Consider the following 17,677-nt stretch of genomic DNA (forward strand, 5'->3'; position numbering starts at 1 on the left):
TACTCCTTAAATTAAGATCAAAACAAATCTAAAGGACGGCAGTCTGTCAATGGTAGCTTATCGAAGGAACTGCTAAAAAGTCGGATCGGCTGGGGTATTGGTATTGTTATCACGTTCCTGGAAGGGATAAGGGAAAAAGTTCCTTTTCCGGTCGGTTAATGGCTGATTAAATCTTCGCATGTCTTCAATTTTTAAACCTGAGGCATACAATTCAATCGAGCGGTGTTTGTAAATCAAATCGAGTAACTGCTGCTGCGTATAAGGTCCAACCAATGGTGGCAATGCTGCTGCTACCCCAAAAAGGTCGGAACTTTTGGTTACCACTTTGTTCAGTTCGATGAGTGAATTGGTTAAATCCGGCTGGCGGGCCAGCGCCTCGGCTTTAATCAAAATGATCTCGCCGGGCAGGTAAATCGGGAATGGACTTGCCGTTGCTGCTGCAAAGCCATTCATACGTAGTGTTGCAGGGCTGCCAGCCATCAGGGTATAAAAAGGAATCCTTTTATCAGCCGCATCGGGTACATTTACCCCTGTAAGCCCCAGGTTTGCATTTAATGGCTGAAAAACATTATTGGATGAAATGATGCTGAACAGGATATTCGGCGAAGTGGTATCAAACTTGAAAAATGATGCTTTTGTTAGATCAACAGCATTTGCCTCCGTTAAAGCAAGGGTATAATTGCCCGAAAACAATGCATATCTGGCTTTTAAGGCATGTATGGTGTTTATTATATTTACATCAGCAGGTACATTACCTAAAAAGCTGGCCGAAATTGGATTGGCCGCAATAACTGTTAGGGCATTATCTAAAACAGCAATGGCTTTGGTAAATCCGGCAGCGCGGGTAATATAGCTTACGTTTTTACCTGTACCATCGGGAATTTTCTCCCAGTATTGTGCCATATTGCCAATTGCCAGGGCTTTAAATATGCTCGAATAAGCAATTAATCCTGCAGCATAGCCCTTATCACCCAAATTATTGGCATTGCTGATCACCAGGTCTGCATCATAAACTATTTTATTGGCGCTGGCCCAAAGGTTAAACAAAATGGTATTTGTTCCATCTACAGCACTCCCCCCGGTACTCAGTTGTAATTCGGGAATATTTCCTGAGTTGAGCAACCTCAGCTCGTTGGTTACAAAGCCATTTGCGGCTACAGCGCTGAACATTACACCGGTTCTGCTCAGGGTATAAACCCGTTGCAAGCCAATGGCTACGGCGGTTAAGCCCTGTTGTGAGCCTAAAGCTACATCGGTTTTTGCCCTTGAGGGGTCCTGATATTCTTTTGTACACGAGGCCAAGCACAGTGTTAACAAAAATGTTAATGAGGCTATTTTTGTCGAAATATGATTTCTTAAAATTTTCATAAAAATTTCTTTAGCGATTATAATTTAACTTGCAAACCCAAAGTAAAAGTGCGTGGAATAGGCACCGAACCAAAATCTATATTCCGTAATATGGTCGATTGTCCGCCAGAATTTAACTCCGGGTCGTAACCTTTGTAATTGTCCCACGAAAAGAGATTTCTTCCGCTTACCGATACGGTAAGATCCCTTAAAAACTTGAGTTTCCCTACATTGTAGCTTAACGAAATCTCCCTCAACTTCACAAATGATCCGTCATCTATCCGCCACTCTTCAATGGCATAAACACCGGCAACATATCCTCTTGGCAGTTGCCCCAGTTGTTCCTGCTCGGCCACCTTACCGTTTCCAACGCCCTGGCGGGTCCTCCAATCGGCATTCCAGACATCTCCTCCTTGAACGGCATCAAACTGCACATGTAAACTCAGTTTTTTATAGGTAAAATCGTTCACAAACGACATGTTATAATCCGGATTCGGGTTACCGATTACTTTACGCAGTGTGGTTCCGGTAGGCATGCCATTTGCATCGCGCTGTGGCGTAAATGTGGTAGCAGAGTTCTGGATCCCCTTCTCGATCTGCGGAATACCCGCAGCATTGGTTAACAAACTGCCATCAGGATTCCGGGCAAAAAAAGTTCCATAGAAAACACCGATTGCTTCGCCGTTAATAATGGCAACAGGAGCGCCCGGGTTTGTACTGAATAACCTTAAACCACCCACATCCAATGCTTTATTTCTGTTTCTGTTGAAAACAACTGCAGTATTCCATTTAAAATCTTTGGCATTCACAGGTGTTCCGTTCAGTACCAGCTCAATCCCTTTATTTCTTAACGAACCAATGTTATCCAGCAAGCTCGAAAAGCCGGTTGAAGGTGCCTGCACACTGGCAATCAACAGATCGCTAACTTTTTTATTGTACCAGTTAAACTGAAGGCCCAGTCTGTTTTTAAAGAAAGAGAGATCGGTTCCCAGCTCCAGTTCGCGCTGGCGCTCGGGTTTAACATTTTCGTTTGCCAATGTGGCGCTCGAGAAAAGAGAAGCCCTGCCCAAAAAAGATTGTGTGGAGTAAGCGTTAATCCTATCGTAAGCACCAATACCGGTTAAGTTGCCCGATTCGCCATAAGCGGCCCTGATTTTAAAAGCATCCCACCAATCGGAAACACCAAATTTTTTCCAGTAATCGGCCGAAGAAAGCACATAACTTACACTTCCTTTTAAATATTCCTGCGTACGGTTGGCCGATCCGAAAACTGAAGACTGATCTACCCGTAAGGCGCCGGTAACAAACAGATGGTCTTTGTATTTAAAGTTTTGTTGAATATAACCCCCGCTAACCGAAAGCTCGGTACGGCCATCAACACTTGGCAGTTGTGTTGCCGCAGCATTTACTGTTTCGATCAATGGTGCCAAACCCCTTCCGTTTACCAGTTGATACCTGGTTTTTTCGTACTGAAAGGAATAACCAAGCTGTGTTGTTGATGAAATCAGATTGGATAATTTAGCCTGGTAAGTGGCATTAAACTCATTGTTAAACTGAAAAGCATTGTTTGTTGCTGCACTGGCATAACCATTTAATGTGCCATCTAAAGCGGCGCCTCCGCCATAAAAATCGGGGTTTACATTGTAGGCAAAAGGCGGAATGTAAGTTGAACCGCTCTGGCCCGAATTATCAACCCCCAAAGTAAAATCCAATGTCAGGTTTTTTACCGGATACAGTTTTAAATTGGCATTGGCGATAATGCGGTTGGTTTCCTGCCGCTGTTTAATATCTTCGATTACCGAAACCGGGTTTACCCTGCCACGCTCGCCCACTGCGAGTAAATTACCATTGGCATCTCTTGCAAAAATATCGTGGAAATTACCGATGATGGTTACCGAGTTCATGGGCGAGAAGAATGAGTTTCCATCGGGCTTTTCGTTGGCAGAACTGCGGATATAATTTAAACCGGCACTCAATTTTGCCCATTCGGTAATTTTCTGATCAATATTTGCCCTGAAATTGTATCGTGTAAAATCGGTGTTTTTGATAATCCCCTGATTACTGAAATAAGCAGCCGAGGTATAATATTTGGTGTTTTCATTACCCCCTGAAACAGAAATGGTATTATCGGTACCCGTAGCCGACTGAAAAATATAATCCTGATAATTGTAACGGGTTACAGGTGTGGTATTGGTGAGCAAAACTGCCGGATCGCCAACCGTTTGGATCACATCCTGCGTGAAGGAATTAACCGATCCGCCAAATTTTACAGGCGATTGGTTTACTTCAATCTCCTTGCGTAAATGGCTTAGCGTTAAACTGGTGCTAAAATTAACCTGTGCTGCTCCGCTTACCCCTTTTTTGGTAAAAATCTGGATTACTCCCGAATTTGCCCGCGAACCGTAAATGGCAGCAGCAGCAGCTCCGTTTAAAACCTCTATACGCTCAATATCTGCTGGATTGATATCAACCATTCTGTTTTGGCCGATACTGCCCACAAAGTTTCCGCCATCGTAATTGCTTGAAGTATTGGTAACCCTCGTGGTAGAATTGTTTACAATAACCCCGTCAATAATGTAAAGTGGTTCGGATGATGAGTTAACGGAGCTGATTCCCCTCAAACGGACAGATAAGCCGCCGGCTGGATCTCCTGAATTCTGACTGATTTGCGCACCAGCCGTTTTACCCTGTAAGGAGGATAGTACGTTACCGCTGGGCGCCTTATTAAGGTCGTCGCCTTTAACAGTACTCACATAACTTCCCAGTTCTTTCCTGGTGGTTCCCTGCGATGTTCCGGTAACAATTACCTCATCCAGCCCAACCGCATCGGCACTAAGCGCAGCACTTAATGAAACCTGATCGCTACCGCCAAGATCAATCATCTCTACTTTGCTTTTGTAACCTACATAAGAAAACTGAACCTGGTATTTACCCGGGGCCAGATCAACTGCAAAGCTATAACCACCGTTACTATTGGTACTGGTAGCCAAACTTGTATTGAGGATTTTAACCACTACGCCAGGAATGACTTCCTTATTTGCGGCATCGGTCACTTTTCCGCTAATATTATAACGTTTATTCTGTGCCTGTACCGTTTCCGAAAACAGGAGCAGCAGAAATGGGATCAACAAAATCGCAAAAAATCCTGTCGACCATTTGAGGTAACTTTTTTCCATAAAATTTGGTTTTGTGTTAGAAGATTAGTGTTAAAACAAATTTAACAAAATACCGCACAATGCAAATTTTAGGTTTCGCTTTATTTTGAAGGTTAAATGTTTAAAGGTTATAAAGTTGGAATGTTATAACGTTGATTTCACCGACCGATAAGACTATTGACTTCAGACTGTAGGATAAGGACTCAATATTAAGAAGGCAAACTAATCTTCCCCATACAAACCGAAGGCACGCCCTGCCTGTTGCCAAAGTTTATCGGTTTACCGCTAAGTGTTTCGTTGGCCAGCACCGCAAATAAAACGGCTTCTTTAGCATCAGGATTGATATTTAAATCGTTGGTGGTTAAGAATTCGCAATACGGCAGTTTATCCCTTAGAAGCTGTACCAACAATGGATTATGCATGCCGCCACCGCTCATAAATACTTTTGCATTGGCGTTCTCCCCGAAACAGCGTTTTATGGCATTGCCAATGGTTTCGGCTGAGAAATGGCATAAAGTAGTCATTACATCTTCCCTGTTGATATCGGTTGTAGAAGAAACTTCCTGCGCTTTTGTTAAATAATCAAGATTAAATAATTCAGGACCTGTGGTTTTAGGAAAATCCAGATCAAAGAAACTACAATCCAGTAAGGCTGATAATAAGGGAATATTTACTTTCCCTTTTAGGCTTACAGCAGCATTTTTATCGTAAAACAGATTGAAATGTTTTTGCATGTACTGGTCCATCAGCGTATTACCCGGACCAACATCTGTTGAAAAAACGGCACTTGCATCCATACTACCTGGCAGATAGGTAAAATTCGCAATCCCACCAATGTTCAGCATTACGCGGTCTTCGCCAGCTTTCGAAAATATCAGGTAATCGCCATAAACAGCCAAGGGAGCACCTTCGCCACCGGCAGCGAGGTGTTTCTGTCGAAAATCGGAAAGGGTAATGATCCCGGTTTTAACCGCAATATGATCACCATCGCCAATCTGTAATGTTCCGTTAGGGTAATCGGTCAATTGATGCAAAGATTTTGGGGCATGGAAAATCGTTTGTCCGTGGCTGGCTATAAAATCAACATCTCCATTTTTAACTCCCCACTCTTTTAAAGCTTCGTTAATCAGTATTGCATGTGTATTGGCAATATGTTCGTTCATGAGGCATACCAATTGCAGGTCGACTTCTTTTTTAGAAAAAACAGCTTTTATTTTCGCCCTGAAATCATCTGTATAGTCGCCGGTTTTAAATTTCAATACGCGAACATCAGTTTCGGCACCACTATTTTTAACTGAGCAGAGCGCAATATCCAATCCATCCATAGAAGTACCGCTCATTAAGCCGATAATTAAACGTTCTGGTTTTGCTGCTTTCGAATACAATTTTTCAATCTGTGCGTTCATATTGATTTTTATCTTGAAAAGATCAAACGTTTGTCTGCCCTGTTAATCCGATTTTATATAAATAGTTCCAATAAAAGTAAATATCCTTTGTTACAAATTGGGCATTACTCTCTATATTTACTGCTCCGTACATTAAAAACCATATAAAAAAAATGGCTAGATTAAATCTACTGGAGGAGACACGTTTCGAAAAACTACCCGTTAGCGTGTTCGAAAATCCAAAAATTGCTTCCATTAATGTTGCACACCGTATTGCGGAGCTCATTAAATCAAAACAAGCAAACAACACACCTGCAGTACTGGGCTTAGCAACAGGTGTTACCCCAATTGCAGTTTATGCCGAACTGGTTAGACTGCACAAAGAAGAGGGTTTAAGTTTTAAAAACGTAATTACTTTCAATTTGGATGAATATTATCCAATGGCGCCAACCGCGGTACAAAGTTACGTTACCTTTATGAACGAGAACCTCTTCGACCATATCGATATCGATAAAAACAATGTTCACATCCCCGATGGCACGCTTGCTTTAGAAGACATTCCGGCATTCTGTTTGGAGTATGAAAAGAAAATCGGTGATCTTGGCGGATTGGATATCCAGATTCTGGGTATTGGCCGTACCGGTCACATCGGATTTAACGAGCCGGGCTCTGCGCCTAACTCGGGCACCCGTTTGGTTACTTTGGATGATCTTACCCGCCGCGATGCTGCACGCGATTTTGGCGGAAAAAGCTTCGTACCAACCAAAGCCATTACCATGGGTATTGGTACCATTTTTAAAGCAAGGGAAATTATTTTAATGGCCTGGAGCCGCAAAAAAGCTTCAATCATTAAAAAAGCTGTTGAAGGCGAAATTTCTGGCGAAGTACCTGCAACCTACTTACAGCTTTCTGAAAATGTAGAGTTTATCCTCGATGCTCCTGCTGCTTCAGAACTAACTCGTTTTGATACACCATGGCTGGTTAAAGATTGTGTTTGGACAGATGCACTGATCCGTAAGGCAGTAATCTGGCTGGCTAACACCCTTAAAAAACCAATCTTAAAATTAACGGAAGACGATTATAACAACAATGGTATGGCGCAACTGGCTACCGAAAAAGGGCCGGTTTACAACATCAACATCCATATCTTTAATAAATTACAGCACACCATTACCGGATGGCCGGGAGGAAAACCAAATGCAGATGATTCGCAACGCCCGGAAAGGGCTGAGCCGGCTAAAAAACGCGTAATTATCTTTTCTCCACACCCTGATGACGATGTAATATCGATGGGCGGTACTTTTTTACGTTTGGTAGATCAGAAACATGATGTACACGTAGCCTATCAAACGTCAGGTAATACTGCCGTTTGGGATGACGATGCATTACGCTTTGTAGAGTTCAATGTAGATTTTACAGAAAAAATGGGTATGGACAATTCGCACCTGAAGGAACTTTACAACAAAATGAGGACCTTTATTGAGCAGAAAAAGCCAAACCAGGTAGATACTCCGGAAATCCAGACGGTTAAAGGACTGATCAGAAAAGGAGAAGCGATTGCGGGTGCACGTTACTGCGGACTTGAAGACGACCATATCCATTTCCAGGCGCTTCCTTTTTACGAAAGTGGCAAAGTTCAGAAAAATCCGGTAACCGATGCCGACATCGAACTTACGATAGAACTGCTACAGAAAGTTAAGCCGCAGCAGGTTTATGCCGCCGGCGATTTTGAAGATCCACATGGTACACACATCGTTTGTTTCAATATTATCCTTGCAGCACTAAAACGCTTGCGTAAAACTGAAGATTGGGCAAAAGACTGCTGGTTATGGATGTACCGTGGCGCGTGGCATGAGTTCGAAACTTATGAAATCGAAATGGCCGTTCCAATTTCTCCGCAAGAACTTGAACGCAAAAGAAATGCGATCTTTAAACACCAAAGTCAGAAAGACAGGGCCGTTTTCCCTGGTGATGATGCAAGGGAATTCTGGCAACGTGCCGAAGACCGCAACCGCGATACCGCAAAAGCTTATGATGAGCTTGGTCTGGCCGAATACGAAGCTATGGAGGCTTTTGTACGCTGGAAGTTTGAAGACTAAGTTTTTTACCTGCGAAGTCTAAAAGGCCCAGCGCCAGGAAAGACTTCGCAGGTTTTTAAAAAAAGTTAATTAAACCTATAATCTATCCGATAGCCTTATCTTGGCTAACTTTTAAACCGTTTTACGGTCAATTCTCAAAATAAATATTTAACTTTCTTATCAATTAGTCGTCCCTAACTATTATTCAAATCATTAGAATATGAAAATAGAGGAAGGCTGCTGTTATCACATTTATAATCGGGGGAACAATAAGGGTAAAATCTTTTTCGATGATAGAAATTATCACTTCTTCCTAATGCAGTTTAAAAAATACGTTTCCCCATACGCTGATATCTTTGCCTATTGTTTAATGCCAAACCATTTTCATTTTTTTATCCGGGTAAATGATAAACTGAATTTTGAGAAAGGAATTAAAAACATGTTTATTTCTTATGTTAAAGCAATAAATTTAAGTTATAACAGAGTTGGCGGCTTATTCCAGGGAAGGTATAAAGTAAAAAAAGTTGAGTCTGAATCTTATCATTCGAGAATTATCACTTATATCCACCAAAATCCGTTAGCATCGAAACTGGTTGAACGAATGGAAGACTACAAATACTCTTCTTTTTGCGCTTATTTATCCACCGAGCCGACGGCGGTTAATAAATCTGAAGTTTTAGAGTGGTTTGGAGGTTTAGAGGGATTTATCGCGGATCATAAAATTTAGGAGATCACCTGGCTCAAACTTCCGAAGTGTCCCCCCGCCCTTTCCCTTCCAAACTTCGGAAGCACCCTACATCTCCCCTCCAAAGCTCATTTTATTTCTCTTTCTAAAAACAATACTCTAAATTAGTTAGCTGAACCCAAATCAACCAAACCACCATGACCGAGCCTAAACAACGATTACTTTCGCTAGATTTTTTTAGGGGATTAACTGTAGCTGCAATGATTTTAGTAAATAATCCGGGCAGCTGGGGTCATATTTATGCTCCTTTAGAGCATGCCGAATGGAATGGCTGTACGCCCACCGATCTTATTTTCCCGTTCTTTTTGTGGATTGTTGGTGTATCCATCGCTTTTGCCATGAGCAGCAGCAAAGCTGATCCAGCCACACATCAAAAAACAATTATCAAGGCTGTTAAACGTGGTATCATTCTGTATTTACTCGGTTTCTTTTTGGCTATTTTCGGCAAAATCATCAGTGCCATTATCGATGGTAACGCTATATGGGAAGCTTTCCAAACGGTTAGGTTATTGGGTGTACTCCAAAGGATAGGCATCGTTTTCATCATCAGCAGCATCATATTTCTTAAAGCTTCCAACAAAACCATTTTCAAAACATTCATTGTAATCCTCGCCGTTTACTGGGCATTAATGACATTTATCCCCGTTCCCGGCGTAGGTTATCCCAATATGGAAAAAGAAACAAATTTAGCGGCCTGGATAGACCGTGGAATTTTAACCGAAGCACATACCTGGGCCTCTTCAAAAACATGGGATCCTGAAGGTATTTTAAGTACATTACCAGCGGTAGGCACTTGCCTTTTTGGTATTCTCGTTGGCGTTTGGATGCGCAGGAAAGATGTAGACAATCCAACCAAAGTAGCCTGGCTTTTTACCACGGGCATTACGGCCGTTATTTTGGGCTTACTCTGGGATTTACAGTTCCCGATTAATAAGGCATTATGGACAAGTTCTTATGTGCTCTACGCTGGCGGATTGGCCTCCATTGGCTTAGCACTTTGTTATTGGATAATCGATGTGCAGGGCTATAAAAGATTTACCACACCATTTGTGGTGTATGGCGTAAATGCCATCACGGTTTTCTTTTTGGCGGGATTGGCTCCGCGGGTACTCAACCTGATCCAGCTCACCAAACCTGACGGCACTAAAACCGGTTTGTTGGTCAGGTTTTACGAAACCTATTATACCCCGTTTTTTAGTCCGATAAATGCCTCGCTGGTGTGGGCCATTACCTATGTACTGGGCTTTTATGTGCTGTTATATTTTATGTATAAAAAGAACATTATAATTAAGGTTTAGTAATTTTACGCATTATTGAACCTAACTATTGAAAAAGAAGACAACCATATACGATATTGCCAAAGCCTTGAATATTACGGTATCAACCGTTTCGAGGGCGTTAAGTGGCTTCCCGGCCATAAGCGATACCACAAGAAAGGCCGTGGTAGACATGGCGAAAAAATTAAACTATAGTCCAAACAAACTTGCTTCGGCCTTAAAATCGGGCAAAACCTATATTATCGGCGTAATTGTACCCAGTGTACAGGCCCATTTTTTTGCTTCGATTATCCACTGTATTGAAGATGGACTAAAAGACAGCGGTTACCGGGTAATTATCTATCAATCTAATGAATCGGTAGAGAACGAGATTAACGGGGTAAGAACATTGCTGGAAGCGCAGGTAGACGGCATTATGGCCTCTTTATCTTTAGAAACTACAGATGTTTCGCACTTTAACGAAATTATCGAACAGAATAAACCCCTTATATTATTCGATCGTGTAAATACCGGTTTAAAAGTACCCACCATTACCCTTGATGATTTTAATGCGGGATACATCGCCACCAAACATTTAATTGATAAGGGTTTTAAAAAAATTGCTTTTGTAACCACGGCCCGGCAGGTTAAAATTTTTAACGACCGTTTAGAGGGTTACAAAAAAGCACTTTCAGATCATAATTTCCCTGTTATAAACGAACATATTGTTTTGGGTGGTTTATCCATTAAAGACGGTCGCTTTGGTGCTGGTAAACTGATGCGTGCCAACAAACCCGACGCCATTATTGCCGGAGATGATTTTACAGCCCTGGGTGTGATCCAAAAACTTAAAGAGATCAATGAAACACCACCGGAAATTGGGGTGATCGGCTTTGCCAACGAGGCTTTCTCAGCATACATTACGCCAAGCCTGTCTACCATCGATCAGCACGCTGCGCAAATGGGCAAAGAATGTGCTAAGATGTTCCTTAAAATGATCAGTCAACAGCATCCTTATGACAAAATCGAGCATGTTGTACTCAACCCAAGCATTATTGAAAGGGAATCGACGGATAAGAGAGGTTAAAATAAACGGCGTCATCTCGACTGAAGCATAGCGGAATGGAGAGATCTATCTTGCATAAAAGACCCTGAAACAAGTTCAGGGTGACGATGCGCTTGGGAGCTCTACCTCAAGATAGATCTTAATAAAAAGGGGCGTCATTGCGAGGAGGAACGACGAAGCAATCTTACAACAATCGCTATAATCCATATTTTAAAGATTGCTTCGCCGGCTGAAAAGCCTTCTCGCAATAACGTATATCCGTGACTTCTATTCCTTTGCCAAAGGCACCTCTATCCCAACAGGGCCGCTGGGTTCACTTTCATTTTTTAAACGATCGAGTGTGGTTACCAGGTAGCTGTAACGTTTTCCGCTTTCTACACTGGTATCAATAAAAGAAAGATAATCTTCAAAACTTATTTTGATGATATATTTAGGATCGAGTACCGAAATTTTTTCGCCTTCGCTAAAACGGTAAATCACAAAACCCGAAGCCGTTTCGCCATCTTTAGCCTTTAACGGCAGCTGCCATTTTAAATGTACGCCATCTTTTAACGCATCGGCAGTTAATGCCTGTGGTTCATTTGGTGGTACCTCATCCAGCCAGGGCATTTGTGGAGGCAAAGCCGGGTATTTATAAAAATCGTTTTTTAATGAGTCGCCAACTGCTTTTGCAACGGTACTTAATGATTTCGAACTAAAAAATACACTTCCCTGAATCCTGTTATTATCCCTCAGGTACCTGATCTGGTTCGGGATTTCGCTCAGATTTTTCCATGCGGCCTCTGCCCTTGAGTTTACCAGGTAAGCACCCTGACCAATGTACACATGCCTGCCATAAGTATTATTGCTCCACCAATCAACCAAAATGCCATAAGGTGCTACCCTGCGCGTAAACGTAAAATAAATCTGCGGATTGATATAATCTACCCATCCTTCCCTCACCCATTTACGGCTATCGGCAAAAAGTTCGGCATAATTGGATAAACCACTGGTGGCAGAGCCTTCGGGATCTTCATATTTATTTTTCCAGATTCCAAACGGACTGATCCCGAATTTTACCCATTTTTTATAATGATGGATACTATCATCCAGCTGTTTAATCAGCAAATCGACGTTATTTCTACGCCAATCTTTAATATCAGAGAAATTATTAGGGTATTTATAAAAAGTATTGCCATCATTAATGGTTTGTCCCTCTACTTTATATGGATAAAAATAATCATCGAAATGGATTCCGTCAACATCATATCCTTTTACTACATCCAGAATTACCTGTACAATATATTCCCTCACATCAGGAATGCCCGGGTCGAATTGTTTTTTGCCGCCATAAGTAAAAAACCAATCCGGATGTTTGCGGTAAACATGGTCTTCGCTCAATACTGCCGAACTGCTCATGCTTGCCCGGTACGGATTAAACCAGGCATGCAGTTCCATTCCCCTAAAATGTGCCTCTTTAATGGCAAAAGCCAGTGGATCGTAACCCGGAGCAGGTGCCAAACCCTGTTTCCCCATCAGCCATTGGCTCCAGGGCTCGCGCGATTTTGCATAAAAAGCATCAGCAGCAGGCCTAACCTGCAAAATAATGGCATTCATGCCCTGGCTTTTATGACGTTCTAAAATCCCGATCAGTTCCTGCTTCTGCTGATCGATACTTAAACCGGGTTTTGATGGCCAGTCGATATTGGTAACCGTAGCTACCCATACGCCTCTAAACTCCCTTTTTGGTGCAATTTTTGATAAAGGTTGTGCATTTAATATATAAGGTAGTACAGTTAAGGATAAAAGTGCGTATAGGAAGTTTTTAAGCATTATTTCTGTCTTATTTTTTATTCAGGTTGTGTGTTTTGTTAATTTGAATACAAACGAACATTAGCAAGTAAACGATTTTTTTTAAAAACTCTTATAAGTTTATTAAAAATTTTAATTTGCGCCTCCTAAATTAATTGTGTACCCCCATTTACCTATGGAAGAACAAAAGTATATTAATTTAAAGAAGATACAGCGTTATTAAAATGGAACCACAAAAGATTAATAAGGGTGACAGGAACAAAATTTATTTCCTCGTTATCGTTATAGCGGCTTTAATCGGCACAAATGCTTACCTGTTTTTTAAAGACCGAAAGCAGAGTGAAAGGTTTGTAACGGTAAGTGCGGAAAAAGATAAGTTGAGGCTCGAGGTGGAAAAGATTGAGGTAGAGTTGGATAAGGTAAATGCTTTAAACCTCGATCTGAATGATAAACTGGTTGAGGAGCAGAAACTGGCCCGTGTTAAAATCGAAGAACTTAAAGCCTCTTTAGAAAAAGCACAGATTACCCAGGTGGAGCTAGACAAAGCCAACAAACAGATAAATGAACTTAAAACTTTTGTAAAAAGTTATAACGAACAGATTATCCAGCTGCAAAAAGATAACCTTTTTTTAAAAAATAGTCGCGATAGCCTGCAGAATACGCTTAAAAACATTAGCAACAAAGCTTCGAACCTGGAAAACGAAAACTCCAGTCTGAATGCAAAAGTTAAAACAGCAGCAGTATTAAAACTTCAATCGGCCGAAATTATCGCCTTCAGAACCAAATCGAGTGGCAAAAAAGTAGAAGTAACCCGCTCTTCAACGGCCGAAAAATTAAGTGTACGTTTCACCGTTATCCCTAACGAAATTGCAGAAAAAGGCCATCATAATATTTACCTGAGGGTATTTGATCCGGCAGGAAATTTACTCGCCGACGAAGGCAACCGTTTTGAAGCGGATGGACAGGAAATGCAGTATAGCCACTCTATCTTTATCAATTATAATAACGATAACAGTACTTATGTTATCGACTGGGCCAACCCAAAGCCATTTATCAAAGGTATCTACACCGTAATTTTATATGCCGATGGCAATACGATGGGCAAAGCCCAGGTAGAATTGAGGTAAAAACCTGATCGTCTCCTATAAATCAAATACAATTTATTATTTATGCCCTCGGGAAACTTAAATAAAAAGTCGTTCCCATATTGGCAACCGAGCTAAACTTAACCGTTCCGCCTGCATTTTCTACTGCCTGTTTTACAAAAGCAAGACCTAAGCCTGTACCCGATGTTTTGGTGGTAAAGTTGGGTACAAAAATCTTATCGTGCAGTGCCGGTGGGATACCTTTTCCATTATCTTTAATTTCGATATAAGCGTTTTGCTGATCCACATAAACAATAATGGTAATGCAGCAAAGTGATTCTTCATCAATGGCTTCGATGGCATTTTTAAGCAGGTTATTAAACGTTCGCAATAACTGATCATGATCGGCCATCACCTCAATATCCCCGTCACTCTTATTGATCACATCGATGGTAACATTACCAGTGCTTTTAAATACTTCTCTTGCCTGCTCGATTACAGGAATTAATGATTGACGCTCCAGATTGGTATCGGGCATCTTCGCAAAATTGGAGAATTCGGAAGCAATTTTCGAGAGGCTGTCAATCTGTTCAATAAAAGATTTACTGAATTTGTTAAATTTCAGCTCAAAGTTCGGGTCTTTCTCTTTCCACGATTTTTCTAAAAGCTGTACGCCCAGTTTTAAAGGCGTTAAAGGATTTTTAATCTCATGTGCCACCTGTTTGGCCATTTCGCGCCAGGCACTTTCGCGCTCAGATCTGGCCAGTTTTAACGCACTGGCCTCCAGGGCCGAAATCATATTGTTATACTCCTTAATCAACACACCGATTTCATCATGCCTGCGCCAGATAATCGGCTCGTTGCGTTGCCCTATTTTGGTTTTACTGATACTTTCCTGTATAAATGTTAACGGGCTGGTGATCTGGTTAGCCAAAAACACAGCCAGTACGCCGATCGCCACAAAAACCAGGGCATAAATATTGATCAGGTTACTTACAAAAAGTGCAATCTTATCGCTGTATTCTTCCTCGTTTGAGTAGTTTGGCAGGCCGATATAGGCTATTGTTTTGTTCTGTGCATTTCTGATAGGTGCATAAGCGGCAGCATAGGTTAGGTTGCCTATTTTTTCATTGGGGTTGATATATTCAGAACGATGTAAGTTATTTAAGGCTATATAGGCCAGCGGTCCCATTTTCCGCCCGATAATTTTGTAATTGTAGAGTTTGGGATAAGTAGTCATAATCAGATTACCCCTCAAATCGTACAAATTCAAATCGGCATTATTGATATCGGCAAAATTATTAAAATCGGCTATAGCATTTTCATCATTCGAAATAATACCGTTATTAAAAACCTGTTTTTCAAAATTCTGCTGAACCTTACGGATCTTCTCTTTCAATAAATCCCCCTGCTGTCCACGATATTCGAGGTTCATATAATAGTAGGTTACCCAGCCTACAATTACCAGTGTAGCTACCACCGAAAGCACAATTGAAACCTGGATCCGTGTTTTGTAAAGGATTTTATTGGCATTAATCATTAATGAGCGGTTTATGCTAAACCAGCCTATTTTATCGTCATCAAGGTTTTTAATTAACCAGATCAATCCATAAAGCACTAAAGAGAAAATAATAAATACCAGAAAAAAGAACGATAATGCCGCTAAACGTTCTACATAATCTATTTTTTCTTTACTGATTACCACCATTTTACTGGCAGAGGGTTTATAAATTAAATGGCTGTAACGCAAATCGTTATCACTGGTGGTTACAAAATCATCCTTTTTACCTTTAAATATGCTGCCATCAAGCGGATAGGTATAATTTCCGGTCTGGTTAAGCAATTTGTTGTTATTATACAAAGCGATAGAATAACCCTTAAAATCCTTGTCTTTTGCCAGTTTCTGATCGCCCAGAAGATCGGGCAGGCGGTTGTTGTAATTATATGGCTTAGACCGGAGCTCGATAACCAGGGTGCCGAGCAGGTTACCGCGATCTACCACCGAAATGATCCCAAAATAATCCTGATAGCCAAAAGTATTGTTCACCTGGTAAAAGAAATTGGATCCGTCTATTTTAACTGAGCCTACCTCAACCAGTTCCTTATATTTATCAATAGGCGGACTATCGGCATTACCTATTTTCGCACCGGTTTTATCGTAAGGATAAATCTGATAATCATAACGGCTTAAATAACCGTCGACATAATCTTTAATATGGTTTTTAAGTACAGCATAATTACCGGCACGGGCCTGATAAAAATAACGGGAAAGAAAATCATCCTTTACGAGTTCGTTACCCAGGCTACCCAGGGCCACAATGGCATTTGGGTCGTCAGAAGATTGTACCTTTTGTGCCAAAGGTTCGCGCAGGCTCCGTTCTTTAATATCCTTATACCTGGTGTATTTAATTGAGGTATTGAAGGCCAGGCAGAAAAAAACAATGGCAAATAAACCGATCGAAAAATGTTTCTCTTTAAGATAAACCGCTCTGCCAACGATAAACAGTACCAGCGCGAAAACAATAAAAAAGGCGTTAAAATCAACAATCAGCTTATAGGTGAAAACCCCTGCAAAACCGATCAGGAAAATAATCAGTCTTTCTTTATTGGTTACATTAAGCTGGCTGCTTACAGTTGCCGAAATAACGGTAATCAGGTAAATCTGGAACCATGCCAAACATAAAATCACAATCCCAACCCAGCTGGTTCCACTCAGTTTAAGGATATTTACAATGTCGAAATTGATTTTGGAATTAAAAATAAGCCCGAAAAAGATGTCGTCAGTATCCCAAACAATCTGCCCGATCAGCACCATTAAACCGGCCTGGATAAGGAGGCCAACAGCTTTATTTCTTTTAATCCACTCCGGAAATTTATACTGCTCTTTGTGGTTGTACATAAAAAGCAGCAGCCAGGTAAGTACAATTACGTTCAGCAGGAAATCGCCGAGTGAGGGCATCAGGAAATTATCGGCATAGATCCGCGGATCGAACAGGTCAAGGATAAACCTGTGGTTAAACCAGCCGTAATACAAATCCGACAGGCGGAAAGCCAGAAAGAAAAAGAGCAGCAAAAAGGTTCCCCAGGCGATATGTCCACGGCGTGCAATCAGCGAGCTTAGCGAGTTAAAAAACATGCAGATACACAACATCCCCGCAATAAACAGCCACAACTGCATACCCGAGTAATAAGTTTCGGCATAACCCGGCTTTACTTTTAACCCGAACAAAAATTTATTATCCAGGCTTTTTATTACGTAAACATCCTTATCGGTAAAGGAGGCAAAGGTTAATAACTTTGAGGATGACAAAAGCGGGTCGATATCATTTTTAAAGTATTGCGTTTCTTTAAAAGGATACTGTGACTGGATGGCAATTAAAAAAATTAAGTTAAATCTGCCCTGAGTATGCTTAATAACCTCGTACCAGCCATTAGAAAAAAACAGTACCGAGCTGCCTTCCCTGATTGTACTTGGATCGATGTCGGAAATCTTAACTGTACTCCAATATTTCAGGTCGTTATTTTCGTAGGTTAACAGGTTTATACCGCTGTTTTTACGGTAGGTATTGATAAAATCGGTCGCATTTTTAGGGTTATGATGAAACTGCCTGGCCTTTGCTACCTGTTGTTTATCGGCAAGAAAAGCCTGCACCAATCTTTCTTTAGATAAGAGATTCTGCTGTATTTCTTCCGCATCATGTTCCAGCAATTCGCTTTTGGTTGTAAAACGGCTTAACGAAATAGACGTTACCATAAGGCAACAGCCCAA

At 41.2% G+C, this 17,677-nt stretch carries 10 protein-coding genes; 5 read left to right on the forward strand and 5 right to left on the reverse strand.

Going from position 1 to position 17,677, the window contains the following annotated elements; translation table 11 throughout:
- Positions 1 to 72: 72 nt before the first annotated feature.
- From DRW42_RS25575 to DRW42_RS25585, 3 genes are all read right to left on the reverse strand, one after another.
- Positions 73 to 1,368 (reverse strand): RagB/SusD family nutrient uptake outer membrane protein, encoded by a 1,296-nt coding sequence (locus tag DRW42_RS25575; RefSeq protein WP_113951718.1) that lies wholly within the window; start codon positions 1,366 to 1,368, stop codon positions 73 to 75.
- A 17-nt stretch (positions 1,369 to 1,385) separates the two neighbouring features.
- Positions 1,386 to 4,523 carry a SusC/RagA family TonB-linked outer membrane protein gene (locus DRW42_RS25580; protein WP_113951719.1) on the reverse strand — a complete coding sequence of 1,046 codons (3,138 nt, stop codon included), beginning with the start codon at positions 4,521 to 4,523 and terminating at the stop codon, positions 1,386 to 1,388.
- 188 nt (positions 4,524 to 4,711) lie between these two features.
- The gene (locus tag DRW42_RS25585; protein WP_113951720.1) at positions 4,712 to 5,908 is read right to left on the reverse strand and encodes an anhydro-N-acetylmuramic acid kinase; all 1,197 of its coding nucleotides are present in this window, start codon (positions 5,906 to 5,908) and stop codon (positions 4,712 to 4,714) included.
- A gap of 152 nt (positions 5,909 to 6,060) precedes the next feature.
- Here DRW42_RS25585 and nagB point away from each other — a divergent pair, with 152 nt between their 5' ends.
- The 4 genes from nagB to DRW42_RS25605 all read left to right on the forward strand — a co-directional run bounded on the left by nagB (position 6,061) and on the right by DRW42_RS25605 (position 11,053).
- Complete coding sequence (gene nagB, locus DRW42_RS25590) at positions 6,061 to 7,986, forward strand: glucosamine-6-phosphate deaminase (RefSeq protein WP_113951721.1); 1,926 nt, start codon at positions 6,061 to 6,063, stop codon at positions 7,984 to 7,986.
- A gap of 199 nt (positions 7,987 to 8,185) precedes the next feature.
- Entirely contained in the window at positions 8,186 to 8,692 is a 507-nt protein-coding gene (locus DRW42_RS25595; protein ID WP_113951722.1) for a transposase, read from the forward strand.
- Positions 8,693 to 8,910: 218 nt separating this feature from the next.
- Positions 8,911 to 10,008, forward strand: a complete 1,098-nt coding sequence (locus DRW42_RS25600) for an acyltransferase family protein (protein ID WP_244215368.1) — start codon at positions 8,911 to 8,913, stop codon at positions 10,006 to 10,008.
- 28 nt (positions 10,009 to 10,036) lie between these two features.
- A complete protein-coding gene (locus DRW42_RS25605; protein ID WP_113951724.1) occupies positions 10,037 to 11,053 on the forward strand; it encodes a LacI family DNA-binding transcriptional regulator in 1,017 nt (338 codons plus the stop codon).
- Positions 11,054 to 11,299: 246 nt separating this feature from the next.
- Here DRW42_RS25605 and DRW42_RS25610 read toward each other — a convergent pair whose 3' ends face one another.
- Positions 11,300 to 12,844 carry a glycoside hydrolase family 10-like protein gene (locus tag DRW42_RS25610; protein ID WP_113951725.1) on the reverse strand — a complete coding sequence of 515 codons (1,545 nt, stop codon included), beginning with the start codon at positions 12,842 to 12,844 and terminating at the stop codon, positions 11,300 to 11,302.
- A gap of 203 nt (positions 12,845 to 13,047) precedes the next feature.
- Between DRW42_RS25610 and DRW42_RS25615 the strand changes: the two genes are divergently transcribed.
- Positions 13,048 to 13,950, forward strand: coding sequence for a hypothetical protein (locus tag DRW42_RS25615; RefSeq protein ID WP_113951726.1), 903 nt, complete (start codon positions 13,048 to 13,050; stop codon positions 13,948 to 13,950).
- Positions 13,951 to 13,990: 40 nt separating this feature from the next.
- Here DRW42_RS25615 and DRW42_RS25620 read toward each other — a convergent pair whose 3' ends face one another.
- Positions 13,991 to 17,662, reverse strand: a complete 3,672-nt coding sequence (locus DRW42_RS25620; protein WP_244215369.1) for a sensor histidine kinase — start codon at positions 17,660 to 17,662, stop codon at positions 13,991 to 13,993.
- Positions 17,663 to 17,677 lie beyond the last annotated feature (15 nt).

The organism is Pedobacter miscanthi, assembly GCF_003315595.1.
Taxonomy (GTDB): Bacteria; Bacteroidota; Bacteroidia; order Sphingobacteriales; family Sphingobacteriaceae; genus Pedobacter; species Pedobacter miscanthi.

Coding starts and splice junctions, on each gene's coding strand:
- DRW42_RS25575 (WP_113951718.1), bottom strand. CDS start 1,368: ATGAAAATTTTAAGAAATCATATTTCGACAAAAATAGCCTCATTAACA.
- DRW42_RS25580 (WP_113951719.1), bottom strand. CDS start 4,523: ATGGAAAAAAGTTACCTCAAATGGTCGACAGGATTTTTTGCGATTTTG.
- DRW42_RS25585 (WP_113951720.1), bottom strand. CDS start 5,908: ATGAACGCACAGATTGAAAAATTGTATTCGAAAGCAGCAAAACCAGAA.
- nagB (WP_113951721.1), top strand. CDS start 6,061: ATGGCTAGATTAAATCTACTGGAGGAGACACGTTTCGAAAAACTACCC.
- DRW42_RS25595 (WP_113951722.1), top strand. CDS start 8,186: ATGAAAATAGAGGAAGGCTGCTGTTATCACATTTATAATCGGGGGAAC.
- DRW42_RS25600 (WP_244215368.1), top strand. CDS start 8,911: ATGATTTTAGTAAATAATCCGGGCAGCTGGGGTCATATTTATGCTCCT.
- DRW42_RS25610 (WP_113951725.1), bottom strand. CDS start 12,844: ATGCTTAAAAACTTCCTATACGCACTTTTATCCTTAACTGTACTACCT.
- DRW42_RS25615 (WP_113951726.1), top strand. CDS start 13,048: ATGGAACCACAAAAGATTAATAAGGGTGACAGGAACAAAATTTATTTC.
- DRW42_RS25620 (WP_244215369.1), bottom strand. CDS start 17,662: ATGGTAACGTCTATTTCGTTAAGCCGTTTTACAACCAAAAGCGAATTG.